This is a genomic window from Paraglaciecola arctica BSs20135 (genome assembly GCF_000314995.1).
In the GTDB taxonomy this organism is placed as follows: domain Bacteria; phylum Pseudomonadota; class Gammaproteobacteria; order Enterobacterales; family Alteromonadaceae; genus Paraglaciecola; species Paraglaciecola arctica.
The window spans coordinates 82,022-106,157 of record NZ_BAEO01000060.1; the positions used below are offsets into that span (position 1 = coordinate 82,022).

The following is a 24,136-nucleotide window of genomic DNA, read 5'->3' on the forward strand; positions in this document are numbered from 1 at the left end:
GAATAATTATGTCAGGTGAAACAGATTTAAATAAACTGCTTGGCTCAATGCAGCCAGTTTTGAGTGAGTCAGAGTATGTGTTTGCTTCATTGCAAAAAGATAGTCCGGTTTCTGTTACTGAGTTAGCGCCCCTTGGTACTTTCTACGAAAAAGAAGGCTTGACGGTTATAGTGTCTAAAACTAATGCGGATATTTCAGGCCTTGCTTATGAAGGTGTATTTCAGTGCATCACACTCAATGTGCATTCTAGTCTTGACGCAGTTGGGTTAACGGCTGCGGTATCAACTGCACTTACGGGGCAAAATATCAGCGCCAATGTTGTTGCGGCTTATTATCACGACCATATATTTGTGCCTATTGCTAAGGCGAGTCAAGCCTTGTCCTGCCTGCAAAAATTGGCCAATGATAGTAAGTAACCTAAGTTAAACAAAAGTAACAAAAAAAGCCAACTGTTGAGTTACGGTTGGCTTTTGAATTGCTAATTTTGATTGCTAAGTAATGGTTATATTACTGATTGTTTAAATAATCACTGACCGCTTCTGCCCTTTGCTCAGCATGTTGATCCAGTGCTTCAACCTCTTGGTAAAAGTCATTGTCACTTGTTAGGAATGAATAACCTGTCACTTCTGATGTTGCTTCGGGTTCGATCAGTGCCGAATATTGATCGTAAGTTGCTTGAATACTATTGGTTTCAAAGGCACTACTTATGACTTCTAATAACAATTCGTTGTAGCGTGCTTGGTATACTTCGTCAGCATAAATTTTGCCAATTAGTGGCCAGCTGTCAGAGTTTAAGCCAGAAAAATCTAGTGCTAACGCGCCGCCTTGTTTACCTGTTTGTAACGCTTCATTGTTATCCCAAGGGATCCACGTTAGTAAGCCTGTATCAGGATCGTTGTACAGATAATAATTGTGGGGCATACGACCGTAAGTGTCCCAGTTTTGGATGATACCGTTTACCGCTAAATAAGTGAGGAAAACATCTACATCAAAAACGGCTTCAAGGTTGGCTCTCCAAGTCGCGGGATCGCTAGTTCTTGTGTCATCATGTAGTGCATCAAAAAGTGCAAGTATGTCAGACCAATCTTCATCATCTTCGTTGGTCTTTTTCTCGAAACTTTCTTGACTGAAACTACCTTCGGCAAAGGTTGCACCATCATCTTCTGGTTTATATAAATTACCATCATTATCGTTGAACTGAGTATCTATCACAGTGTCATCTATCTCTTCGACAAGTGTATATAGACCAAAATATTCTGGGCCGTTTCCGTGATCCACATACAATGAATAGAAAGCGGTATTTGATATCGCCATACCGGCATTTCTGAATACATCGGCTGCCACTTTTTCGCGCATCAGTGATGCATCGTCATAGTTGTTTTTTAGACTAAATTTTTTGAATCCATAAAACCGCTGGTTATCAATTTGCGGATAGTCGTCTTCAAATTCGTCGAAGTCTAATTTAAATGACAACTTGAGTATGCCTGCTTGCCAGCTTGTTTGAAGCGATGAGTTGCCCTTAAACCGAATACCTACGCGATACCACTGGGTGCCGTTGTAGAAAACTTCGGCAGGCACAAAAATAGGATCTTCGTCAGTATCTAATAATGTGTTGCCTGATCTTTGACCAAAGGTGCTATATAATCCTGTCATATCATCGAGCATACTTTGCCAGCGATCTTCGGTAACCACAAAATCCAAACGTTTTACTTGGTTATCGTCAAACACTTCGGCGAAGTCTGGATCGGCACTTTTACTATGTGTCGCGTCAGTCCAGTCGGTGGCTTCAAAGTCTGCATCTGTGACTTCGTTAGAATCGTTGTCTGGATCACTCTGCTCTTCTACTATAACTTCCTCTGAAATGACTTCTTCAATATCACTGTCGCTGCTGCCACCGCAGGCACTGAGAGTTAAAAACGCGCAGAACGGCACGATGAATGTAAATTGTTTTATCACTTGGCTAACTCTTTTTGTTGCTTGAGTATCAATTCGATTTTGCATAGAAAACCCTATAGTCCTGTTATTGAAAAAGTACTTGTTGGAAAATGTAAGTACTCGAAACATGGCTAATCTTAGGCAGTAAATGTGCAAATAATGAGGAAGGAATGTGGAAGTAATGCGCAACGAAGTTGCAATAAATACGGGAGCAGAGAATGATCGGTCATAACGTAAACTATTTGACACTGCCTATAAAAAATACCCAGCAAAGAGTGAAAGCAAGAGGTTGAATTTCAACTAGCTGAGCGACATAATTCCGCCACACAATTTGATATAAAGAGCTAATACATGACAAACACCCACTCATACCCAATTGGTCAAGCTGGACAAAAATGGCAGGATGCTGAAAAAGCCCAGTGGTTGGCAGTGCAAAATGTTAAACGTTCTTATGCTGATGATGTGCTAAGTCAGGTGGATGTATTGGCTAACCATTTTGATATTGAACAATATGCAAGTTTGAATTACGCCTCGGGTACTTTTCCGCTGTTTACCTTGAAGAGCCTGAATTGGGATAAGTCAAAGCCCAATGTGTTGATAACGGGCGGTGTTCACGGTTATGAAACCAGTGGGGTGTTTGGCGCACTGAGGTTTGCTGCTACAGCTGCGCAAGACTATCAGGACAAATTTAATTTTTTGATCGTGCCTTGTGTCAGCCCTTGGGCTTATGAAACCATCAACCGTTGGAATCCTGAAGCTATAGATCCTAATCGTTCTTTCTATGCCAATAGCCCCGCACAAGAGTCTGCTGCTTTAATGCAATTAGTCGCAGACGTAGAATTTCTCATGCACATTGATTTACATGAAACCACAGATACAGACAACTCGGAATTTAGACCTGCACTAGGTGCAAGAGATGCGGTAGAGCACAAAGAATGGGCCATTCCAGATGGTTTTTATACTGTGGGGGACACTCTAAAACCTAGCCCTGAATTACAGAAAGCCATTATTGAGTCTGTTGAAAAAGTCACACATATCGCTCCAGCTGACGAGAGCGGCAGACTTATTGGAGAGGTTTTACAGCAAAAAGGCGTGATTAACTATGCCACCAAAGAGTTAGGTTTATGCGCAGGGGTAACCGATGCCAAGTTTGTGAGTACCACAGAAGTGTACCCAGATAGTCCTAAGGTGAGCGCAGAAAACTGTATACAAGCACAAGTTGCTGCCATCACAGGCGCGTTAAACTTTGTTTATAAAAATTAGTTTTAGACAAATGAATCCTTTCGGACCTTTTAGCCGTATATAAGTGTAATTAACTAATCTAAATGAAGGGTAAGATGAAACAATTTTCTATAGGTTTACTGTTGGTATTGCTTTTAAATAGCTGTGCTAATTATGAGTACCCTAGCCAAGTTTCGATTGGCGACAAGATGATTGAAGCCACAGGTGAGAGTTTGGAAGGGAAAACTGTGGTTATGCCACAAGAATTTTCCGGTCAAGAAACCTTATTGCTATTTGGTTATAAACAAGACTCGCAGTTTGACATTGATCGTTGGTTAATTGGTTTAGATATGACCCAAACTCAAGTGGCAGCATATGAAATTCCTACCATTCAAGGCATGTTACCACGGATGTTTAGTGGCTTTATCGACAGCGGTATGCGTAAAGGAATTCCAAAAGAATTGTGGAAAGGTGTGGTCACCGTTTATGCCGATGGCGATAAAATTCAGCGTTTTACAGGCAACCTAAACCCTAATAATGCTCGTGTAATGTTACTCAATAAAGAGGGGACTATTGTTTATTTTTACGATCAAGGCTTTTCTGTAGAAGCCTTGAATGAGGTCCGTGAAGCATTAGAAAACTAAGCATTAATCTGAGTTGGCATTGACTGTCGCCAACTCAGACTGTTTATTCGTTATGTTCCTCTTCTTCTTTTGGAGCCTTCAAATGTTTGGTTTTTAATTTAATCACTGGCGTTTGCAAAATAAGACTGTTCGGATAAGTAATCAGGTCGCCATCAGCATGTCTAATAAGCACATGAAAAGTCGTTATTTCTTCAATCATACCGGTTAAGTCAAAGTCTTTATTGGCGATCCGCACTGTGTCACCCACCCGGTATGGAAAATTAAAGAAAATTAAAATTCCAGCGGTTATGTTACTCAATATTGACCACTGGGCAAATAAAGCTATACCTAAGACCGCAAAGGCTGAAGATAGAAATACTGTAAATTTTCCGTAATCTATACCTAATGTAATGGAGCCGATAATTAGAAAAACCACAAGATGAATTACCAACAGAATTTGTCGCACCATCAACTTGCGTTTTAAGGTTGCTTTTTTATTTTTAACAACACGTTTAAAAGCTGACTCTACCCATTTTCTCGTGATTATAAATAGAACAATTATTAAACCTAATAAAAGCCAGTTGTTTGTCATCAAAATTGTCCTTTATCCATTTAAGTGGTGGAATTAGCTGCGTTAACCGTTAGCATTAAAAAAGCAATCATCAGGCAATTTTTGCTGTACGGCAAGTAAATCTCTAGCTAAGTGATTATAGGCCCTTGACTCTTTAACAAAATTCCTCAAACTGCCCAACCATTAAAAACTGCATTATTGAAGGAATGCTGAATAATATTATGCAAACAGAAATTTGTTATCGTTTTGAACGAGCACCATTAGCCAATCGATTTTTAAACGAACTCAAACATTGGTCAGTGGCAGAGGTGAAAGCCAAATTATTTAATGGTACAGATTCAGTAAAAATAACCTATGAATTTGATGGCAAAGGCTTTGATTATACTTGCTCTGAATTGGACGATTTGGCGAGTAAGTATGGCGGTGAAGAGGTGTGATATTTCTACCCTAATTGCTTTAATAATGCTGTGATGCAAATAGGTTAAAATGGCAGGCGCTGGTGCTCAAACCAAGAATTAAGCTAATGGGTTTAGAGGTGAAATGGCAACCCAAGGTTGTCCAACCTGTAAATCTGAAATATACAGTAACCGCTATTTTGGCTAACACCCATCTACCCCAAAAAACTAATAGTTATAAACCAAAAGCCGCTATTATTGCGTTTTTTCTATCTATCTCGTCAAACCCCTCCTTTTTCAGACAATTATTTGCAATCCTTGCATATTGTACAATAACTATACATAGGTAAATTAAAGTAACGGATGCAAGTACCTTCAAATGGAACCTACGGAGCAAGTTAAACGGCCGCCTCGATTCGCAAAAATTTGGGTCATTGTTATCATTGGCTTACTGGCCGGTGGAACCTATTTGTATTACCAGTACAGCGTGGAACAAAACAAATTCTCCAACGCCAATTTTTTCAGAATTTTGTCTGAGTCGGCCTCGCGGTCCCACGAAAATTTACTGCAATTGGAGCAGTTACTTACACACGGCAATAGTGAATCCTCTATCCGCGCCATTTTTCCGAGTTATGAGCAAAATCTCTGTAAGGGAGATCGCAAAAATGTAAATAATCCAGAATCCGAATGTGTAGACGAGAATGAGAAGGTATTTTTTGATTTAGAAGGCGATTATTTTCAAATTTATTTAGCAACAGCAAAAATTGACCTGCAAGATCTTAGAAAGAATAAAAAACCCTATGCAAAAGTCAAAATAACGGACATTTTGGAAACTCCAAATAATGGTTTTAAATTACACCTATATATAAATAACAACAATGAAGTGGTTGCCAGTATTGGTGATAAGTCCGTTTTGTCTATTGTTAATGTCAATAACATTAGCCAAATAATTGCGTCCCAACAAAATTTAGATTGGAGCAGTTTAACCTCTAAAGGTAGCCCATCTACTAGCAGCAAATCTGAACCCCTACCGGGTTATAGTAATTATGTTGATTTTAAACTCACGTCTCATGACTACCGCTTATTTATTTACCCTATACAGCTCAATAGCAAATTAAATTTCCTGAATGAGAAGGAGGTAAGTAACGCAAATAACGTATTTATCATAGGGGTTTTACCCAAAACTTTATTGAATACCCAAGCTAATCAGCGCTGGAATATTAGTTTGCTGGCAATAGTGCTGATATTACTGCTCTTTGCCTGGATGATGTTACGCCTATTTTTATTGTCAAATCATCAACCGGTTGGCAAGTTATTCTTTTGTTGCACAATGTTTTGTAGCTACATGTTATTTGTGATGATGGTTTCATTTTATATTGCACTAAATGAAAAAAGTATTGAGCAAGAAAACAAAACTTCGTTAGCTGGGGAGTTAATGAAAAGTGTTAGCTCGCAACTAGAACAAGAGTTATGGGACATTCAACAACAAATTGAATCTTATCATCACTATTACGGTAACTTGTTAGACTTGGAGCAACAAAACACTGCTCATGACATAACTAATGCACTAGTAACTTTCCCAGTTTCTGACAATTCATCGAGCTGTGATGTTCCGTCTGTGTATAGCACATTGATTAATGGCTATTATACAACCAATCTCATTGGTACAAGTATTGCTGATTCAGCTTTAATAAATGATTCTAGCTCTATTAACTTATTCTCACGTCACGCTCGTAACAAAAGTAACAAAAGTAACAACAGTTATGACATTTGGTTTGATTACGACCGAGTAAACTCGGACTCATATATACTCAGCACATTGTTGTTAGATGATAAAGGTAAGCAGCTATTTCCCAGATTATATAATATAGAAAGTAATAAAAAACCTAAGTCGCAGACACTAGCCAATCGTGAATATTTTAAACATGTTCGTGATCAACAAGGCTGGAAGGTCGGTTTAAGATGCTTTTATTGCACTTGTCCTACAGACTCTCATCACATTGACTTAATAGAAAATTATGAAGTAAGTAATTTTTATATTCAGCGCTTGCGCAATATTGGCGACGGGACTAAAGGCACAACTATTGCCTTACCCTTAGCGGTGAGTGAATTGCCTGCACTTAGTGACACACAATACATTTTTACCGCAGATATCGAACTCCCGTCGTTAAATCTAATGGAAATAGATGAGGGTAAACTACAAGACTTCAGTTTAATGGTGGTGAATCGAGACAACGGCAATGTACTTTTCCATTTGGACGAGAATCGCTCTTTGATTGAAAATCTTTTTGAATTTGGTCAGGGTACTGAAAAGATTGCCCACAGGATACGCACTGGAATTAGCAACAAAAATAGCTGGATAGACGGTTTTTATCATGGTGTCGCTGGGCAATTTGGATTACAAAAATTAGTTATTGATCAGTGGGTATTGGTGATATTTATCCCTGATGAAAGTTTGAACACCTATATGACTAATATTTTTATGTTTAATACGATTAGCATTTCAACTTGTTTACTGGGCATATTTTTAGTTCTATGGTTATTACAACGATTTAATGCCACTTACAAACTGAAAAATTGGTTAGATATCCCACTAACCATAGACTTACGCAAAGTCATGGTTTTTAATTCCGTTTTCATTAGCACTATCTTTATCGGGTATTGGCTCGGACAAGCACTTGACCGAGGGAGTAATCACTCACAATTTCAATTATTCGATTTACATAGCTCTTTTTTACTTAGCAGTGCCTTTGCAATACTGTGCTTACTCTGGGGTTTTGGCGAATATCGACGATTTTATGTTAATTCTCGGCAGGCTCAAAAACGCCCTATCAACATAGCCAACGGTGCTAAGGTACTAGTGTTATTACATCTGTTTATTGGTGGTTTATGTTATTCGTATTTAGACTCGGTAGGCATGACCTCAGCCTCTGGTCTTAAGTGGTATTATGAAAAAAACGTATACCCTGCGCGACTTAATAATGAATATATAGAGCTAAATAAAATTGCCTTAAGTCGTTATCCGAATACCATTACTCAACATAAAACTAATGCCCTTGATTTACTTCCTATTTCACCTGAGTGGAGAGAAAGACTCAGTACTGAAAAGCGTAAAGCCTATACTAGTCCCGTTGATGTTAAGAGTTACAGTCACCTTATCAGTACAGGCAATGCGCAAAGTTGGTTTAATCGCTATTTGTTTAAGTCTACGGCTAATACATCCAAGCTAAAACGGCTCCAAGCAGTAACATTCAGTAGCATAGCGCTACCCATGCTTACATTTATCCTCTTGTGTTTTGTTTGGGTTCGTTTTAACCGACGAATATTATCAGTACGTTTGTACGGCTCCCCACAATATTTGCGACATTTGTATCAAATGGCAAAAACACCAAGCAGCCAATTTAAACCTTCTGAAAACTTGGTAATGAATTTAGTGGAAGAGCCTGAAGGCGGACATAATCTAGCTATGCTGTTGCAGCTATATAACTGTGACTCTGAACAACTTCCAAAAGAATTTGCTACCTTGTTTAATGCTAGTCCGTTATTTAAAGAGCTCGCCAAAGAGCAAAGAGAAACAAAAACAGACTTACTGCCCAATATGAAAATTTCTATGCAAACGTTGAAATCAGCTAATCATATTAAACTTTGGGATATAGAGATCAGTCTGCAACAAGTTAAACACCGCGCGGTATTGTTGCGTATTCTAAATCACTGCAAATCACTGCTGCTGTCTGGCCACTTAAAATCATTGACCCTCTTTGGTGGTTTCCATAGTCTGCAACGTTTATGTATAAAGGACAGTATGCTCACTCAGGATTTATTGCCGGTGCGACAAATGGACGCGGGTGAATATTTCGCCTGGGCGGAATGTCTGATGGATTTTTCGGTAGAAATTCCAAATCAGCTAACTCAGCAGCTCGATATCAATTTTATTCAGAATGAAATTAAAGCCTTTCCCATGTTGGCATTTATGCAAAAAGATTTAGGTGATACACAAGATCAAAATCCCTATGATTTTGCACGCTGGCTTGACCTAAAAGAATGGCAAAAAAGCCATCAAGAATGGGCTTCCATCAACTATATTTTACTAAAAGCTGAAGCCCTGTATCGGTTCAAATGGGAGTCCTGTTCTTCTGCCGAAAAATTAACCCTTTATCATTTAGCACTCAATAAACGCATCAATCCAGCCAATGTACAAATGTACGAACATCTCGCACTAAATGGACTAATTGTTGTAAAACGGGGCAGAATACGCATTGTAAATCAAAGTTTTGCGTACTTTGTTAGATACGCCGAAGATAAAGAAACACTCAAAAAACTGATCAGTCGTGGCGATGTGGGTAAATGGCAGGAATACCGACTACCCATTACCTTATCCATATTAGCCATAATTGGTGGAATTGCCCTCACATCAGGCAATTCACTCTATATGATAGTGGCTTCGGCTATGGGAGTATTAGGCACTATTGGCAGTTTAACTAATAGCGCCAGTTTGATACGCAGCAATTTACAAAAATGAATATTATTAGGTAAACCTAAGTTCGACATAAGTTGTGCCACTCAATACTGCTACGTATTTATCTATCTTCGTTTGGCTTTATAGTATTAGCTCGCTATCACGTACAAAAACCAGTCTCTATAAACCCAAAAATTTCGATCTTGAGTCACACTAGGGCATTTTAATGAAAAAGGTTGTGATTATAGCTTGTGCTGAATTGGATAATTTGGCGAGTAAATATAGAGTGAGGAGACGTAACCTTGGTTACTTATTTGTCAGCTGGCATTTCATACAAAAAAAGAGACCCTCAGGTCTCTAAAAGTGTTCCAGGGAAGGAACCACACACATCAACATAAAATGAGAATATATCAATTCACGAGAAGTATCTTAACGATAAGATATTGCAGTCTTATTACAAAAAGATAAAAACTGACACCTATTGTTTCGCAAAGTGCTGACACATAGGGTTACAAACTGCATCTAAACTTAGCGGTATTATCTTGGTCTTAAGTCGAGTTACTTTTACAAGGATTAAACTATGAATATCAAAATTTCAATTAACAAATTCCTAAAAGAAAACTGGGGGATTGTGCTTTTTACTTTAGTATTATTTGCCTCACGTAGCAGTTTTGCTGATTGGTATGTGGTGCCTACTGGGTCTATGTTGCCAACCATAGTTGAGGGCGACAGAATATTTGTTGATAAGATGGCGTATCGCTTAGAAGTGCCTTTTACTGATATTGAAATTATGCAAACTGGTCAGCCAAAACGGGGTGATATAGTAGTTTTTAATTCTGAAAAAGCTGGTAATAGACTAGTTAAAAGATTGATTGGTGAGCCTGGCGATAGTATAGCTATGTTTGATAATAAGCTGATTATCAATGGTGAACCCATCCTCTATCAAGATAGTAAAAATGCACTTCGAAAAACTGAGTTTCTGGGTAACGTAGCGCATTTTGTGCAATTTATTCCTATGGCTGAAGCCCGTGATAATTTTGCTGAAGTGATAGTGCCAGAGGGGCATTATTTAGTTTTGGGTGACAACAGAAATAATAGTGCTGATTCTCGATATTATGGGTTTGTACCTGCCATTGAAATTCAAGGTAAGGCCAATAAAGTATTAGTATCACTTGATCCCGAAAATTATTATTTACCTCGTAAAGAGCGTTTCAATGAGCCGTTGATTTAGAAAACGGCAACTAGCCTAAAATAGCTATTGCTAATGTTTGCCAATAGTAGATGTAAATGTAGCAAGGCCGTTCGTTGTCATATACTGATAGCGATTACGGCTAATTGGGTCGAATAATCCATCCTAAATATTAAACCAAAAAGGGATCTCCATGAGACGACTCACAATTTTCTTAGTTAGCTTGACTTTATTCATCAGTTTTAATGGGCACAGCGCTCATCACAGTGAAGCAAAGGCACATCAAAAAGCTGTATTAGTAACTGGCTCCAGCTCAGGTCTTGGATTAAAAATGACCCAAGAATTAAGTGAAAACGGCTTCTTTGTTTACGCCGGTGTTTTACATAAAGACGAAATGCAGGCCATGAATGCGATGGAAAATGTTACCGCCGTGCAATTTGATGTGCGTGATCAAAAGCAGATAAACGCTGCTGCAAAATTTGTTAAAGAACAAGGCAGAGGTCTGTATGGTTTGATTAACAATGCCGGTGTAGCTGTGTTTGGTCCTATGATCGAACTGCCCGCTGAGCAACTGCAATATCAATTTGATGTCAATGTACTTGGGCCTTTTAAAGTCACCCAGGCTTTTGCACCGATGATCATCGAAAGTAAGGGGCGTATTGCTACCACAGGCTCTATTGCAGGTATTCTTTCAAGCTCAATGTTTGGAGCTTACAGTATGAGTAAACATGCTATTGAAGCCTATACCGATGCATTGTCTCAAGAAATGAGCCGTTTTGGGGTAAGTGTACATGTGATTGAACCAGGAAATTATGCTTCCAACATTGGAAATGCTGCCAACAAATTGATGAGTGATACCAAATATTGGAAAGATGACAGTCAATATAAAAAAGAACGTGATGGGTTAGTTGCAGGACTAACTCAGGTAGAAAAAGGCAATGATCCCATAGACGTTGCACTTGCCGCACTACACATTATGCAAAGTGACACACCTAAGTCTCGTTATATGGTTACCGCTACTGTTGAGCAAGCTGATGCCACTGTTCGTCGTCAAATTAGCAAAATGTTAGAACTTAACAATGGCCAAGTTCATCAGTTTGATCGCGCTAGGTTGATTGAAATATTGGATGAAGAAATCGACAAGGTTTCAGAGAATAAACTAGTAAAAAAATAACCAATAATAGTAACAGTAACAACCTTATTCCTAATTGCGCGCATACTTAATTTAGTATGTCGCGCAGTAGCAATAGATACTTAAATAGAGTTGTTTTTTTAGGCGGTTTCAATCTGCAAATTATAACCAGAGTATTTACGCATATTGATCACTCGGTCGCCGTCTAACATCAGATACTGACCTTTGATACCCAATAGGGTGCCTTCAAAGGCTAAGTCTTTATCTAAGTTGATCGATTTTACTTTTTCGGGGTATTGCTCAACAGGGTAATGAATATCAATGGCTGGGGAATCAGTAATATCAATCGCCTGAAATCCGTACTCTTCAATAATTTCGTCTAGATCACCTTCTACTTGTTCCAATAACGATTCTTTTAGTGCCACTAAGTCCACTTGTTCAGGTTGGCTTTTGAGCATAGTGCGCCAATTGGTTTTGTCGGCAATGTGTTCTTTAAACGCCATTTCAACCAAACCACTGGTTAACCTATTTTGCACGCGCATAATAGCAATGGCTTGAGTGGCACCTTGATCTATCCAGCGGCTAGACACCCCATCTGTTACATGGCGAGTAATACCAACTTTTATGGTACCTGTGTTGGCTAGATACACAAAATGGTCTGACAGGCAGTTAGCTTCGCCCCAAGCTGGTTCGCGGCACGTGCCTTGTTCGTAATGACATAGTTCAGGTTTAATTATACAAGTATCACACTGTGCCAATTTCATTAAACAGCGGTAGCAGTATCCTTGATTAAAGCTCTTTTTGGTTTTTGTGGCGCAGTGTATACAATGTATTTCGCCACCATAATTAACCTTTAGTGATTGGCCAATCAAAGCATTCATATTGATTTGGTTATCGCCAATGGGCAGAGCATATTGAGCTATATTGTCTGAATTCGTACTTACTCGCATCTTGCGAGTATTGCCTTGGTACAAGGTCATAATATTTTATCCAAGAATGGTCACATAAATATGTCGCAAATTTAGCACAGAATTGCGCTGGTTTACCTTTATGTAGGGAAAAATATCAAAGCGTATGAGTTTTTATATTGGATGTTCCTTGTGTTTTGCTTATATTGTCCCAAGCTATATATTGAAGACAAAAAAAACTGTAATCAGAGCAAAGAGGAAAATCTATGAAAATAAATGTTTCAGGTCATCATTGCGATATCTCAGAGTCAGTTAATGAAGATATTCAACAAAAGTTCATTAAAATAGCCAGTCATTTCCCCACCCTAATCGCCATAGATATCATCGTGACTAAAGAGCATGGTGAATACAGTGCAGAGGTAGCCACTAAATATGAAGGCACCAGTATCGCAGTAAAAGGCAAAGGTGCAGTGATGTATCCTGCTATCGCTCAAGCAAGTAAAAAATTGGATGCAGCACTTAAACATCGTAAAGGACAGTTAAAAGGTGATTTGCATGATAAACCTACTGTAACCACCCCAGAAATAGCCCATGAAATTATTCAGGGTATGGATTTAACCTAGTCACCAATAGTCTTAGCAAATGCGCTCAGGTTAATTTTCATAGTCTGAGCGCTATCTCATAAATACACTTTACCTTCCCACAATTTATTCATATTTCTTTGCACTTTCTTTGCACATTTTTTACCTGATTCTTGCACACAGTTTGTTTGAATTGTCGGTAAGCTTTACCTGAACTTAAATAAACAAGCAGGTTATAAAATGAATTTAATTAACGCGGTAAAAACCAATAGCTCAGTAAAACTATTAACACTTTGTTGTTTGATTGGAATGTCTATTAGTCTGTCCACTCATGCTCAAGAGCGAGGAGGGAGAGATATGCCTAAAAACGAACGTCCTCAATTTTCAACATTGGATTTAGATGGGGATGGTTCAGTTACCTATGCAGAGTTTGAACAGAGTAACGTACCAAACAATGAGCATGCTACTATTTTTGGGCATATTGATGCCGACGGAGATGGGGTAATAACTGAGGAAGAATTTACTAATCATAAACCGCCACGTCGAGAAAGATAAGCGATGTTAGCCCAAAAAAGCGATTCATTTAGAATCGCTTTTTTGATGGCACTTTTAAGTGTTTCTGTATAAGTTAGGATATAGTTTCAATTTTGATTGAGTTGATACCCAATATCAATGTTTTAGCCCAACTCCAGTGTCACTTCTCTGATCCCGATCTTAGTAAACTGCATACATTGCAATCCCTTTGGAGTGGATATGGTGAGATCGCTCGTTATATCAGTCCTCGGCTCAATAACACTTTTATTGTTAAACAAATTTTACCGCCTTTAAAGCAAGCGGAGCAGGTTCATCCCAGAGGTTGGAATACACAAACTGGCCATCAACGTAAATTACAGTCTTACCAAATAGAAGCCAATTTTTATCGAGATTACGCTTCTATTTGTGATGAATATTGTTTAGTACCTAAATTGTTGGCTGAATTCTCTGAAAACCAACAACAAATATTAGTTTTACAAGATTTAGATCAAGCGGGCTTTTCGTTGCGTAAAGAAAAAGCATCGATAGCAGATGTGATCTTAGGTATTAAGTGGTTGGCGTATTTTCACGTTAGGTTTTTGCAACAAGACAGTGATGATCTTTGGCCTGTGGGCACTTATTGGCACCTCGCTACTCGTCAAGAAGAGCTGGAGGTGATGCAAGCAGGTAAACTAAAAGATGCTGCTCAAGCATTAGACTCAACACTGAATAATGCCCAATTTCAAACACTAGTACACGGCGATGCAAAGTTGGCTAATTTTTGTTTTCCCGATGATAATAGCCTTGGACACTTAGCTGCAGTCGATTTTCAATATGTAGGTAGAGGAGTAGGAGTAAAGGATCTCGTTTATTTTTTGGGAGCCTGTCTAAATCAGCAAGACTTAGCTAAGCACGAACAAACTCTATTAGATGAATATTTTTTACAATTTCAAAAAGCACTTCATCAATACCAAATAGACATGGATTTTATTCATTTACAACACGAATGGCGAAGCTTATATGCAATAGCTTGGGCCGACTTCTACCGATTTTTATTAGGTTGGAGTCCAGGGCATTACAAAATCAATTCTTATATGCAAACACAAACGGATAATGCTCTAGCTAGTTTGTACAATCTATTCAGGGAAAAATGAATGACATCCAATAATACTAATGCCACGCGTTTAATTAGTAATATAAAAATGGCTATAGGTGCAAACTTGTGGCCAGGTTTATGTTTGCAACTTTTCGCTTTAACCATAGGCCTAAGTTATTTCTATTGGCCAGCTTCGCAGCAGACTTTTCAATTTTTTGCCGATTTAAAGGCTGAGTATGGTGTGTTATATGCGGCAATTTCCACTTCTTTGTTTGGAGGCCTGTTGCCTTTTATAGTTATGTTTCTGAATGGCAAAATTAAATTTATGCCAATTCAACAACTGATTTTTTATATGCTAATTTGGGCCTTGTTAGGTAGTCTAATAAATGCATTTTATACTCTCCAAGTTGTGCTGTTCGGAGACGGAAATGACTGGCTGACTATAGTGAAAAAGACCGCGTTTGATCAGTTTGTGTTTTCTACATTCTTAACTGGACCTTTCATTGCCTTGGCTTTTTTATGGAAAGATCAGCGGTTTAATTGGATGCAATCAAAAAAACATTTTGATGATCTCATCAAAGTACAAATTCCCACTACTGTGGTAACCACTTGGATTATTTGGATCCCAGCTGTCAGTGTTATTTATATGATGCCAACCAATCTACAAATTCCGTTGTTTAACTTAGTGTTATGCTTTTTCGTATTGATATTGGCTATTTTGAATGTTGATGACTAAGCCATTCTTAATATTGATTGGTATAAGGGCTATGTTTAAAAGCCTGTAACAGTTTGATACTTTTTACTTTGGCTGACCTGTCGTAATCACAACCTAGTGCCCCCATACTCAATCTACTTAACAAATTTAAGAGAGAAACACTTTGCAATCCCCTAAAACCAGCACAGTAATGAAATGGCTATTCGGGCAACTTGGTCCTTACAAATCGAAAGTGGCTTTTGCCATATCAGCATTAATTGTAGGTGCGGCGTCTTGGCTAATATTAGGCCAAGGCATTAAAGCTGTGGTGGATGAGGGGTTTGTAGCAAACAACGCCGAGAAGTTAAATCAAACTATGTTTTTGGTCATGGGCATAGCTCTTGTAGGTAGTGTTGCTGCTTATTTTCGATTTTATTGGATGATTTGGCTGGGTGAAAGAGTCAGCGCTGATATTCGGCAAAAGGTATACGGGCACTTATTGACGTTATCGCCGGCATTTTTTGCTAAAACTCGTACTGGAGAAGTGATTTCTCGGTTTACCGCAGACACTACCTTATTACAGTCTGTAGTTGGCATGGGTTTATCTATGGGGTTGCGCTCATGTATTACTTTTATCGGTGCATTATTTTTAATGCTTTTTTCTAGCCCAATGTTGACCTTGTATGTACTCATTGCGGTGCCGATAGTATTACTGCCCATTAGGATTTTTGGCGCCAAAGTCAGATTTCACTCTAAAAATAGCCAAGATAAAGTTGCCGATGTGGGCGCTTATGTAGATGAAACCTTACATGAAATCCACACTGTGCAGGCATACTCCCATGAAGAAATAGACAAGACATTGTTTCAATCTCGTATCGAAAGTGTGATGGGAGCAGCGCAATTACGGATTAAATACCGTGCCTTGCTGGTGGCTTTTATTATGGCAATTAGCATTATTGCTATCACGGCAGTGGCGTGGATTGGTGCCCAGCAGGTATTAACAGGTGAACTGAGTGCAGGTGAGTTAACCGCCTTTATGTTCTACGCTGTGATGGCGGGTGGTGCTGTGGCCACCATTAGTGAAGTGATTGGTGAAGTTCAAAAAGCAGCAGGTGCGAGTGAGCGTTTAATGGAACTGCTCAACACTCAAACCAGTATTGAATCGCCCCAGTCACCTATTGCCTTACCTAATAAAGTCAGTGGTGACATTGAGTTACAAAATGTGAGCTTTTATTACCCTCAAACTGATACTGTTACAGTGATAAAAGATCTGAATCTGAAGATAAAAAGTGGTGAACGTGTCGCTTTGGTAGGGCCAAGTGGGGCAGGTAAGTCTACATTGTTTCAATTATTGCTACGTTTTTATGATGTTAGCAGTGGCCAGATAGCATTAGAAAACCAAGATATAAAATTGTTAGATGTATCTGACTTGCGTGATCAATTTGCCTTGGTGCCGCAAGAATCAGTAATATTTGCCAGCAGTGTGAAAGACAACATTGGTTATGGCCGTACTAATGCGAGCCAGTTAGATATTGAAAACGCTGCAAAAGCGGCTCGCGCTCATGACTTTATAATCGAGTTGCCAGAAGGATATCAAACTAACTTAGGTGAAAGAGGTGTACGTTTATCTGGTGGTCAAAAGCAGCGTATTGCCATTGCTAGAGCTATCTTGGCTGACAGACCCATTTTGCTGTTAGATGAAGCCACTAGTTCTTTAGATGCATCTAATGAGCAGCACGTTAAGTTAGCGCTAGAAGAATTGATGAAAGACAAAACCACTTTGATAATCGCCCATAGACTAGCTACGGTTATCAACGCAGACAGAATAGTGGTGATGGATAAAGGTGAGATAGTCGCAATAGGCACTCACCAAGAATTAGTGGAAAGTAATGCCTTGTATCGAGAATTCGCACAATTGCAGTTGGTGAGTTAAGAGCAGCGTCGAGTTTCTAGTTACTAGCTACGAGCGAACAGATAAAAACGAAAAGAATTTTTACCACAGGGACACAGAGATCACAGAGGAAAAGAAGATTAAGTTGATATTTTTTTCCTCTGTGTAGCGAAGCGCTCTGTGTTCTCTGTGGTTTAATGCTTTTTAGATGTCAGGTTAATGATAAAGAAGGACAGTTTATGAAAATTGCGCAGGTGGGGGAGGAGATACTTAGGAGGCCAGCTAGGCAGGTTGAGTTGGCTGAGTTTGGTCAAGGGTCACTGACTTCATTTGTTGATGAGTTATTGGGGACTATGCTCGAGGCTAATGGCATTGGTATTGCTGCGCCGCAAGTTTTTGATCCTAGAGCCATTATGATTATTGCTTCACGACCTAATCCTCGCTATCCAGATGCGCCAGATATGTCGCCTTTGGTTATGGTTAATCCGCTGATTAAACACAGTAGCGATAACAAGGTTTGGGAGTGGGAAGGGTGTTTATCTGTGCCGGGATTACGTGGCCGAATTGAACGCCCAGATGCAGTTGATGTGGCGTATTTGGACATCGAGGGTAAAACACAAAATATCAAACTTGAAGGTTTTGTGGCACGCATTTTTTTACATGAGTTTGACCATTTAATTGGCAAAACCTGGCTTGATCATATTGCCGATACAGAAAATATTATGGCAAATGATGTTTGGGTAGCGAAATTCACTTAAGGATTTTTACTAAGTCGGTTAGCATAAACTTTAGAACAACAAACTTTAAACTTTTTGGATAGTGACATTGATATCTTTTTCTTCATTTAAAACTGTACTTATCGCCGCAGGCTTAACATCAGTGGCTTTTGTTTCCCATGGTCAGCAAAGTCAAGAAGCTGAAATGGAAACATTTCCACAATGTATTGAACGTTTACAGCAACAAGCTCGTAATGCAGGTGTGTCAGAAATCACCACTGTAGACATTCTAGGGCAAGTGAAACCCTTACCAAAAATTCTAAGTTACGATCGCAATCAACCAGAATTTGTACAAACCTTTACGGGGTATTTTTCGAAACGAGTGACTGATTGGCGCATCAATAAAGGTCGTGAAAAATTAGCAGAACATCGTGAATTTTTAGCCAAACTTACCCAGCAATATGGTGTGCCAGCACATTACTTAATTGCTTTTTGGGGGCTAGAAACTAACTTTGGTGGCTACAAAGGTAAAATCCCCATTATCCCTGCTTTAACAACCCTGGCTTGTGATCAGCGCAGAAGTGTTTATTTTTCTGCAGAACTTATACAAGCTTTGTTGTTACTTGAGCGCGAAAACCTTGAGCATGAAAATATGATTGGCTCCTGGGCTGGCGCCATGGGACACACCCAATTTATGCCAACAGCCTATATGAAATATGCTAGAGATGGTGATGCAGATGGAAAAGTTGATCTGTGGAACAATGAATTAGATGCACTGGCATCTGCTGCTAATTTTTTGCAGAACTTAGGCTGGAAAACAGGCTTTAAATGGGGGCGAGAAGTTTTGTTGCCCGGAGACTTTAACTATCAATTAGCCGGTAAATCTCATCCTCAAACTTTGTCTTTTTGGTCACAACAAAAAGTGACTCAAGTTAGTGGCAAAACTTTAGGTGATAGTGACTTAAAAGCTGCTGTGTTAATTCCCGCTGGACATACTGGACCTGCATTTATTGTTTACCCCAATTTTGAGGTGATCCTTCGTTGGAATAATTCCGAATATTACGGCATTGCAGTAGGCCACCTGGCTGACCGAATAAAAGGCCAAGGTACGTTATCAAAACCTTTACCTGAATTACCTAACTACACTATTGTCGAAATGCAGCAATTCCAAGAAAAACTTAATCAGTTAGGTTATGAGGTAGGAGAAGCTGACGGAATTTTAGGCCCAGCGACACGCCAAGGTGTTCGTGCATTTCAATTGTCTGTGGGTTTGATTTCTGATGGTTATCCATCACAAGAAACGGTTGCAGCTGTGATGAACGCACCCACTATAGAAGGTATCAAAGACTCTAAAGGTCTTGCTGAATTATAATCTGTAAGTCTTTGCTATCTCGTTCGCTGGTAACGAGATAGTTCACTGTTAGATAACTAGGGAATAATGGCTTCTTGGTCTTTCCCAATCGCATCATTAATACGTTTTAAATTTAATTCAAAACGTGCTACTTCTGAAGGGTTATTCTTACGACTAATATTCAATGCAATTTCAAAGCTATTTTTAGCGTCATGAAGATGACCTGTTTTTTCTTCTGCTAATCCTAAAGTTTCATAAGCTATAGTTGATGAAGGGTAGGTTTTGGTATTCCATTTAAACAACTCAAGTGCTTCGTCGACTCTATTCAAATGCATTAACCACTGTCCGTAACCATTAGCTCTGTCTTCAGGCAGAACAATTTGGCTTTTCAGTTGGTGAGACATTTTTCTATATCTACTGAGTAATTGTTTTAAGTTTTGAGGGGCTTGTTCAGGAATGCTCCATCCATTAAAAATACTCTTTAATCCGTAATATTGACCCAACAGAACAGCTGTATTGTGCGTCTCATCACTTATTTTTTTAGTCATCCAGTTGACATTGTCAGTTGGATTTTTTTCTAAAACCGAAACAAACGAATTGAATGCGTTCGTCATTATCGGTTGTTCTTCGGCTATTGATAGAAATAAGGTACCTTTTGCTTTACCCGCAGAAAAAAGCCCTTGCGCTTTGTGAAGCATGACTTGGTCATCCCAATAAAGTGAAGGGCTGATTGCGATAATCGCATCGAATACATTGGGTTTAGTGATAAACGCATTGACGGCGAACAAACCACCATAAGACGTCCCAGACAATACTTTATATCCTAATGTCCGATAACCTTTGTCTATTGTTTGTATTACTTCATCAGTAATAAACGTTAGAAAACGATCGGCTCCTTCATCAATTTCTAATTTTTTGTCTCTAGTTAATGTGGGTCTCAAGTCACTATTTCGATCAGTATTAATTATACCTACGACAATCATCTCAGGAATCAGTCGAAACTTTGATAAATAATCTACGGTTCCGCTGCTATGTTTTGTATGAACTTCACCATCGGTCAAATAAAGCACAGGGTAAGATTCTGAACTTTTGTCATAACCCTCGGGTAAGTAAACAATAACGGTTCTTTTTTCTGCCAAAACATTACTTTCAATAGCAATTTCTTCTATAGAATTTATAGTGGATTTGTTTCTAGCAATTAAGGAATTTGAAAGTAGTAATAAAAAAAACAATACGATTGAGCTCTTCATTTTCAATCCTTTTTTGTTGTCTATGATTTTATTGAGTGGGGAGCAAACCCGTTGAACAAAGCCTAAAAATAACCGATTTAGACTTCACAATACTCAGTATTTTGTGAATTAGTTATTTAAAATAGCAAAACACATAAGGAGTTTTTAACTCGTTATGTGTTTTGTATTTAAGTGGGCATTATTAAAGTATTTGAGACATATTCTCTAGTAGCTTTTGGTTTTTCTCACTTGGGTACAACATTGCGATTTTTTCTTGTACCGCAATCGCTTCAATGGAATTTTTAGTCGCGAAATGGTTGGCCATTAGGAGATTCAACCATTGTTCCTGAGGTTGAAATTCTTGAATTTCGCTGATTGAAACTAACTTATTTAATGCTGCGACTGCGGCGTCATATTGCTTTAAAGAATAGTGTGAGACTGCTGTTAGAAATAATAGTTGTTTGTTATCTACGTTGTTGTCTGCGATTTCAAGCCACCTTTTTGCATAGTCGAGCTGTTTATCCCATCGTTCTTGACTCGCTGCTATGCTCTGTGCCATTTGCAGGTTGGCTAAAGTTTCTGTGATTGTTAACTCATCCTTTAAGGCCAGGGCCTTATCCATGTAAGTTATTATTTGTGGGTTTTTGGGGTCTAGCTGCAGTACTACACCAGCGTAAAGTTTCCAAATGGTGGATTGTCCTGAGGCATCATGGTCGTCAATTGAGTTTACTAATTTATCTAATTGTGTTTTTGCCAGAGTATAGTTTTGCTCATGCGTAGCATTCATTACTGTGACTATACCTACAGATTTATCCTCATGGCTAGCAGGTTGTTGTGTATTAACAGTTGCATTAGAAAAGCCAATCCAACCCGTTAGCGACAATAACGCCGCCATCACTAGTACATATCGTTTTTTCATTTTATGTTCCTTATTGAGTTTATTAATTCGCTGTAAATTAAATGCCGGTGTACCACTCATTTGTAACACAGCTGGCATTTTCAGCGGTTGTTGCTGCTTATTCACCTGTAATGTCAGTTTAATCAACTGCAGTTGATAACTGCCTTTGGGTAAATGCTTTTTGCACTGCTCATCGCAGCTTAATTCGATTTGTTGCCTTGCATAATTTGCGGTAAACCAAATCAGTGGGTTCCACCAAAACAATCGTTGTATTAGGGTGATCGCCCATAACCAATAGGGATCATGTTGGCGAATATGGGTGAGTTCGTGCAACACAATAGTGCGAATTTTATCGGTGTCATGCTGGTCGCTGTCTAGCCAAATAATGGGTTTAGTTAGGCCGGTTGCCATGCCTTGGGAGTGTGACTTGATACGGCGAATATCACAGTTAGGCTGAGCCATTTGTGCTGTATTCCATGTTTGGTTGTCTAGTGTGGAGTGTTTTATCCAGCGTTTATGTAACGTTACATAACTTACTAAATCTTTGAAAAACAGGAGTAAACCTATGGTAAATGCAGCCTGCCATAACCAATCAAAGGTTAGCCATTTAAAAGATGATTGTTCAGTTAATGGGGCAGCTAACGAAGTGTCTTGAGTTACGGCTGCGGAATTACCCCAATTGAAGTCACTCAGAATATTTAATGGTAATGCAAAGTCGTTTGATACCATCTGAAATTGCAATAATTGCCAAGGGGTAAGCCAAGTAACCAATAACATTAAGCAAATGTAAAAACGCAATCTGGCTGGCGCACTACCTAATAACACAATGGCTAAGCCACAGAGACCGCTGATCAATAGGGTAATAGTTAGATAAGTTGTCATTATCGCCTCACTTGTTATTTTTTGCTTTGTGCGCAGCTAACATGTTTTCTAGCTGTTCAATTTCGCTGTTATCAAGTTGTTCGTTGGCAAGTAATTGCGCCACCATTTTGTGTGGATCACCTGCAAACATACGTTTTAGAAAACCTTTGAGTAAAGGGGGAGAGAGGGCTTCACGTTCAATCGCTGGGGCATAATAAATGGTGCGCCCTTGTTGGTCTGCCCGAGTGACCGCTTCTTTTTGTTCGAGTCGGTCGATAATGGTTTTAACTGTTGAGTAACTCACGTCTTTGTCTAACTTGATTTTTTCATGCACCTCAGGCGCAGAAGCTTTACCGGCTTGCCAAAGTATGTTCATTACATCTAATTCAAATTCACTGAGTTTTATGTCGGTTTTCACATCTATCTCTACGTTTGTCGAGCTAATATCTACAAATGTAGAGAAGGTTAGTTATCTTGTCAACAAATGTGTGAAATAAATTTATTTTGCAATCTATGGAATAAACCACAAAGCTGGGGCGTTATAGATATAGTTAGGTAAATGTTTGTTCGTTTTAAGTAGGGAATGAGATGCAAGACACATTAGCAAAGGTTACCCAAGGGGCGTTTAAATTAGCCTTGCAAATACTTGGGCAAACAGCTGATGCGCAAGATGTGCTGCAGGACTCAGTGTCGATTGCCATTGTTCACAAGAGTGCGCCTAAATCGAGCAGCGTCGATTTTAAACCTTGGTTTTACCGCGTTGTACGTAATAAATCGATAGATAAATTACGAGAGCAAAAACGCCATCAAAGCGATGAATTTGATGATCACGTAGATCATGAACTTGATTCAAAACTTGCTCTAGATCCCGAACAAGCCGCAGAAACAACACAATTAAACCTAAAAATAAAAGCAGCCTTGGCTGTTTTGCCACAACAGCAGCGGGAGTTAGTGTTGTTAAAGGATTACCACCAAATGTCGTATTTGGAAATCGCTGAAGTTTTAGATATACCCAAAGGTACAGTGATGTCTGGGTTACATCGCGCTCGTTTAGCATTAAAAACGCTGTTAACCGAAACAGTTGGAGACTAACCATGAAAAACACCAGTTTATGTGAACATATTGGCGAGCAAATATCAGGCTTTTTGGATGGGGAATTAAGCCAGCAAGAGAGTCAGCGTGTATCGGTACACCTTAGTCAGTGTGAAAGTTGTAGCCAAACCTATGAACAATTGAAACAGATACAAGGCGCGGTGAGTCAAGCCTATTATCCTAATATGGAGCAACAAAAAATGAATGCAGTTTTACAGGATTTGACCTCAAAGCGAATGTTTGATTTCGCTTGGTTTGCCATAGTCAGTGGTGTGTTAATAAGCGTGGTATTTGGTGTTTATCATTTCTGGCTGGATAGTAGTATTCCGTTATACAGCAAAGTTGTAATGAGCCTTATTTGGGGCGGCGGTATTGGTTTGTTTTTAACAGTATTACGTCAGCGTTTAATCATCAGTAAAACCGATAAATATAACAAGGTGGATTTATGAATAACATGTTAGTTGTGCCCAGCAGCCAAATTGCTAATCGAGAGATAACTCAACACTTAGGATTAGTACGTGGTAATACCATTCGTGCCCGGCATATTGGTAAAGATATATTGGCCTCACTGAGAAATCTTGTGGGTGGAGAAATTCATGAATACACCAAGTTAATGGCCGAAAGTCGCGAACAAGCCATAGACCGCATGATAGATGAAGCCAAAAGTTTAGGAGCCGATGCCATTATAGATGTACGTTTTACCACCTCTATGGTGGCGCAAAGTGCCGCAGAAATTTTGGTGTTTGGCACGGCAGTGAAACTTGCACCTGAAGTAAAAGGTTAA

The 24,136-nt window shown here is 39.0% G+C and carries 23 protein-coding genes; 17 read left to right on the forward strand and 6 right to left on the reverse strand.

The annotated features are described in order from the left end of the window. Positions 1–8 precede the first annotated feature (8 nt). Positions 9–416 carry an ACT domain-containing protein gene (locus GARC_RS19970; RefSeq protein ID WP_007623695.1) on the forward strand — a complete coding sequence of 136 codons (408 nt, stop codon included), beginning with the start codon at positions 9–11 and terminating at the stop codon, positions 414–416. A gap of 91 nt (positions 417–507) precedes the next feature. On the opposite strand, the gene GARC_RS19975 is transcribed toward GARC_RS19970, so the two are convergent. Then, entirely contained in the window at positions 508–2,001 is a 1,494-nt protein-coding gene (locus GARC_RS19975; RefSeq protein WP_007623697.1) for a CotH kinase family protein, read from the reverse strand. Between the two features lie 285 nt (positions 2,002–2,286). Between GARC_RS19975 and GARC_RS19980 the strand changes: the two genes are divergently transcribed. Both GARC_RS19980 and GARC_RS19985 read left to right on the forward strand, forming a co-directional pair. Further along, the gene (locus tag GARC_RS19980) at positions 2,287–3,198 is read left to right on the forward strand and encodes a M14 family metallopeptidase (protein WP_007623698.1); all 912 of its coding nucleotides are present in this window, start codon (positions 2,287–2,289) and stop codon (positions 3,196–3,198) included. A 74-nt stretch (positions 3,199–3,272) separates the two neighbouring features. Further along, on the forward strand, positions 3,273–3,800 hold the full coding sequence (locus tag GARC_RS19985) for a hypothetical protein (RefSeq protein ID WP_007623700.1): 528 nt from the start codon (positions 3,273–3,275) through the stop codon (positions 3,798–3,800). Between the two features lie 43 nt (positions 3,801–3,843). On the opposite strand, the gene GARC_RS19990 is transcribed toward GARC_RS19985, so the two are convergent. Beyond that, positions 3,844–4,371, reverse strand: a complete 528-nt coding sequence (locus tag GARC_RS19990) for a mechanosensitive ion channel family protein (protein WP_007623702.1) — start codon at positions 4,369–4,371, stop codon at positions 3,844–3,846. Positions 4,372–4,571: 200 nt separating this feature from the next. On the opposite strand from GARC_RS19990, the gene GARC_RS19995 reads away from it, so the two are divergent. From GARC_RS19995 to GARC_RS20015, 4 genes are all read left to right on the forward strand, one after another. After that, positions 4,572–4,787: a hypothetical protein gene (locus GARC_RS19995; protein WP_039990121.1), complete on the forward strand. Its 216-nt coding sequence runs from the start codon at positions 4,572–4,574 to the stop codon at positions 4,785–4,787. Positions 4,788–5,124: 337 nt separating this feature from the next. Further along, positions 5,125–9,264: a hypothetical protein gene (locus tag GARC_RS20005; protein WP_039990125.1), complete on the forward strand. Its 4,140-nt coding sequence runs from the start codon at positions 5,125–5,127 to the stop codon at positions 9,262–9,264. A 517-nt stretch (positions 9,265–9,781) separates the two neighbouring features. Beyond that, on the forward strand, positions 9,782–10,432 hold the full coding sequence (gene lepB / locus GARC_RS20010; RefSeq protein WP_007623717.1) for a signal peptidase I: 651 nt from the start codon (positions 9,782–9,784) through the stop codon (positions 10,430–10,432). A 151-nt stretch (positions 10,433–10,583) separates the two neighbouring features. Continuing rightward, a complete protein-coding gene (locus GARC_RS20015; RefSeq protein WP_007623718.1) occupies positions 10,584–11,564 on the forward strand; it encodes an SDR family oxidoreductase in 981 nt (326 codons plus the stop codon). 98 nt (positions 11,565–11,662) lie between these two features. Here the strand turns inward: GARC_RS20015 and GARC_RS20020 are convergent, their stop codons facing one another. Then, entirely contained in the window at positions 11,663–12,502 is an 840-nt protein-coding gene (locus tag GARC_RS20020; protein ID WP_007623719.1) for a DUF2797 domain-containing protein, read from the reverse strand. 194 nt (positions 12,503–12,696) lie between these two features. On the opposite strand from GARC_RS20020, the gene hpf reads away from it, so the two are divergent. From hpf to GARC_RS20055, 7 genes are all read left to right on the forward strand, one after another. Continuing rightward, positions 12,697–13,053 carry a ribosome hibernation-promoting factor, HPF/YfiA family gene (hpf, locus tag GARC_RS20025; protein ID WP_007623720.1) on the forward strand — a complete coding sequence of 119 codons (357 nt, stop codon included), beginning with the start codon at positions 12,697–12,699 and terminating at the stop codon, positions 13,051–13,053. A gap of 198 nt (positions 13,054–13,251) precedes the next feature. Beyond that, entirely contained in the window at positions 13,252–13,566 is a 315-nt protein-coding gene (locus GARC_RS26065) for an EF-hand domain-containing protein (protein ID WP_007623722.1), read from the forward strand. 92 nt (positions 13,567–13,658) lie between these two features. Continuing rightward, positions 13,659–14,678, forward strand: a complete 1,020-nt coding sequence (locus GARC_RS20035; protein ID WP_007623724.1) for an oxidoreductase family protein — start codon at positions 13,659–13,661, stop codon at positions 14,676–14,678. Then, positions 14,679–15,356 (forward strand): hypothetical protein, encoded by a 678-nt coding sequence (locus tag GARC_RS20040; protein ID WP_007623726.1) that lies wholly within the window; start codon positions 14,679–14,681, stop codon positions 15,354–15,356. Between the two features lie 169 nt (positions 15,357–15,525). Beyond that, the gene (locus GARC_RS20045; protein WP_407636172.1) at positions 15,526–17,247 is read left to right on the forward strand and encodes an ABC transporter transmembrane domain-containing protein; all 1,722 of its coding nucleotides are present in this window, start codon (positions 15,526–15,528) and stop codon (positions 17,245–17,247) included. 197 nt (positions 17,248–17,444) lie between these two features. Continuing rightward, positions 17,445–17,963, forward strand: a complete 519-nt coding sequence (gene def / locus GARC_RS20050; protein ID WP_007623733.1) for a peptide deformylase — start codon at positions 17,445–17,447, stop codon at positions 17,961–17,963. Between the two features lie 67 nt (positions 17,964–18,030). Continuing rightward, the gene (locus GARC_RS20055) at positions 18,031–19,293 is read left to right on the forward strand and encodes a lytic murein transglycosylase (protein WP_007623734.1); all 1,263 of its coding nucleotides are present in this window, start codon (positions 18,031–18,033) and stop codon (positions 19,291–19,293) included. A 56-nt stretch (positions 19,294–19,349) separates the two neighbouring features. On the opposite strand, the gene GARC_RS20060 is transcribed toward GARC_RS20055, so the two are convergent. From GARC_RS20060 to GARC_RS20070, 3 genes are all read right to left on the reverse strand, one after another. Then, a complete protein-coding gene (locus tag GARC_RS20060) occupies positions 19,350–20,522 on the reverse strand; it encodes an alpha/beta hydrolase-fold protein (RefSeq protein ID WP_007623735.1) in 1,173 nt (390 codons plus the stop codon). 181 nt (positions 20,523–20,703) lie between these two features. Further along, positions 20,704–22,281: a M56 family metallopeptidase gene (locus GARC_RS20065; protein WP_007623736.1), complete on the reverse strand. Its 1,578-nt coding sequence runs from the start codon at positions 22,279–22,281 to the stop codon at positions 20,704–20,706. Between the two features lie 7 nt (positions 22,282–22,288). Further along, positions 22,289–22,678 carry a BlaI/MecI/CopY family transcriptional regulator gene (locus GARC_RS20070; protein WP_007623738.1) on the reverse strand — a complete coding sequence of 130 codons (390 nt, stop codon included), beginning with the start codon at positions 22,676–22,678 and terminating at the stop codon, positions 22,289–22,291. A 170-nt stretch (positions 22,679–22,848) separates the two neighbouring features. On the opposite strand from GARC_RS20070, the gene GARC_RS20075 reads away from it, so the two are divergent. Genes GARC_RS20075 through GARC_RS20085 form a run of 3 tightly spaced genes read left to right on the forward strand, consistent with a single transcriptional unit; the run spans position 22,849 to position 24,136 of the window. Further along, positions 22,849–23,352: an RNA polymerase sigma factor gene (locus GARC_RS20075; RefSeq protein ID WP_007623745.1), complete on the forward strand. Its 504-nt coding sequence runs from the start codon at positions 22,849–22,851 to the stop codon at positions 23,350–23,352. A 2-nt stretch (positions 23,353–23,354) separates the two neighbouring features. Further along, positions 23,355–23,801 (forward strand): anti-sigma factor family protein, encoded by a 447-nt coding sequence (locus GARC_RS20080; protein ID WP_007623753.1) that lies wholly within the window; start codon positions 23,355–23,357, stop codon positions 23,799–23,801. Further along, positions 23,798–24,136 carry a YbjQ family protein gene (locus tag GARC_RS20085; RefSeq protein ID WP_007623755.1) on the forward strand — a complete coding sequence of 113 codons (339 nt, stop codon included), beginning with the start codon at positions 23,798–23,800 and terminating at the stop codon, positions 24,134–24,136. The genes GARC_RS20080 and GARC_RS20085 overlap by 4 nt, the downstream gene beginning before the upstream one ends.

Bases quoted from the DNA above. Each gene is read 5' to 3' on its own strand.
- GARC_RS19970 (WP_007623695.1), top strand. From the start codon at position 9: ATGTCAGGTGAAACAGATTTAAATAAACTGCTTGGCTCAATGCAGCCA.
- lepB (WP_007623717.1), top strand. From the start codon at position 9,782: ATGAATATCAAAATTTCAATTAACAAATTCCTAAAAGAAAACTGGGGG.
- GARC_RS20060 (WP_007623735.1), bottom strand. From the start codon at position 20,522: ATGAAGAGCTCAATCGTATTGTTTTTTTTATTACTACTTTCAAATTCC.
- GARC_RS20075 (WP_007623745.1), top strand. From the start codon at position 22,849: ATGCAAGACACATTAGCAAAGGTTACCCAAGGGGCGTTTAAATTAGCC.
- GARC_RS20085 (WP_007623755.1), top strand. From the start codon at position 23,798: ATGAATAACATGTTAGTTGTGCCCAGCAGCCAAATTGCTAATCGAGAG.
- GARC_RS20005 (WP_039990125.1), top strand. From the start codon at position 5,125: ATGGAACCTACGGAGCAAGTTAAACGGCCGCCTCGATTCGCAAAAATT.
- GARC_RS19995 (WP_039990121.1), top strand. From the start codon at position 4,572: ATGCAAACAGAAATTTGTTATCGTTTTGAACGAGCACCATTAGCCAAT.
- GARC_RS19980 (WP_007623698.1), top strand. From the start codon at position 2,287: ATGACAAACACCCACTCATACCCAATTGGTCAAGCTGGACAAAAATGG.
- GARC_RS19990 (WP_007623702.1), bottom strand. From the start codon at position 4,371: ATGACAAACAACTGGCTTTTATTAGGTTTAATAATTGTTCTATTTATA.
- GARC_RS20045 (WP_407636172.1), top strand. From the start codon at position 15,526: ATGAAATGGCTATTCGGGCAACTTGGTCCTTACAAATCGAAAGTGGCT.
- GARC_RS20020 (WP_007623719.1), bottom strand. From the start codon at position 12,502: ATGACCTTGTACCAAGGCAATACTCGCAAGATGCGAGTAAGTACGAAT.
- GARC_RS20040 (WP_007623726.1), top strand. From the start codon at position 14,679: ATGACATCCAATAATACTAATGCCACGCGTTTAATTAGTAATATAAAA.
- hpf (WP_007623720.1), top strand. From the start codon at position 12,697: ATGAAAATAAATGTTTCAGGTCATCATTGCGATATCTCAGAGTCAGTT.
- GARC_RS20080 (WP_007623753.1), top strand. From the start codon at position 23,355: ATGAAAAACACCAGTTTATGTGAACATATTGGCGAGCAAATATCAGGC.
- GARC_RS26065 (WP_007623722.1), top strand. From the start codon at position 13,252: ATGAATTTAATTAACGCGGTAAAAACCAATAGCTCAGTAAAACTATTA.
- def (WP_007623733.1), top strand. From the start codon at position 17,445: ATGAAAATTGCGCAGGTGGGGGAGGAGATACTTAGGAGGCCAGCTAGG.
- GARC_RS19975 (WP_007623697.1), bottom strand. From the start codon at position 2,001: ATGCAAAATCGAATTGATACTCAAGCAACAAAAAGAGTTAGCCAAGTG.
- GARC_RS20065 (WP_007623736.1), bottom strand. From the start codon at position 22,281: ATGACAACTTATCTAACTATTACCCTATTGATCAGCGGTCTCTGTGGC.
- GARC_RS19985 (WP_007623700.1), top strand. From the start codon at position 3,273: ATGAAACAATTTTCTATAGGTTTACTGTTGGTATTGCTTTTAAATAGC.
- GARC_RS20015 (WP_007623718.1), top strand. From the start codon at position 10,584: ATGAGACGACTCACAATTTTCTTAGTTAGCTTGACTTTATTCATCAGT.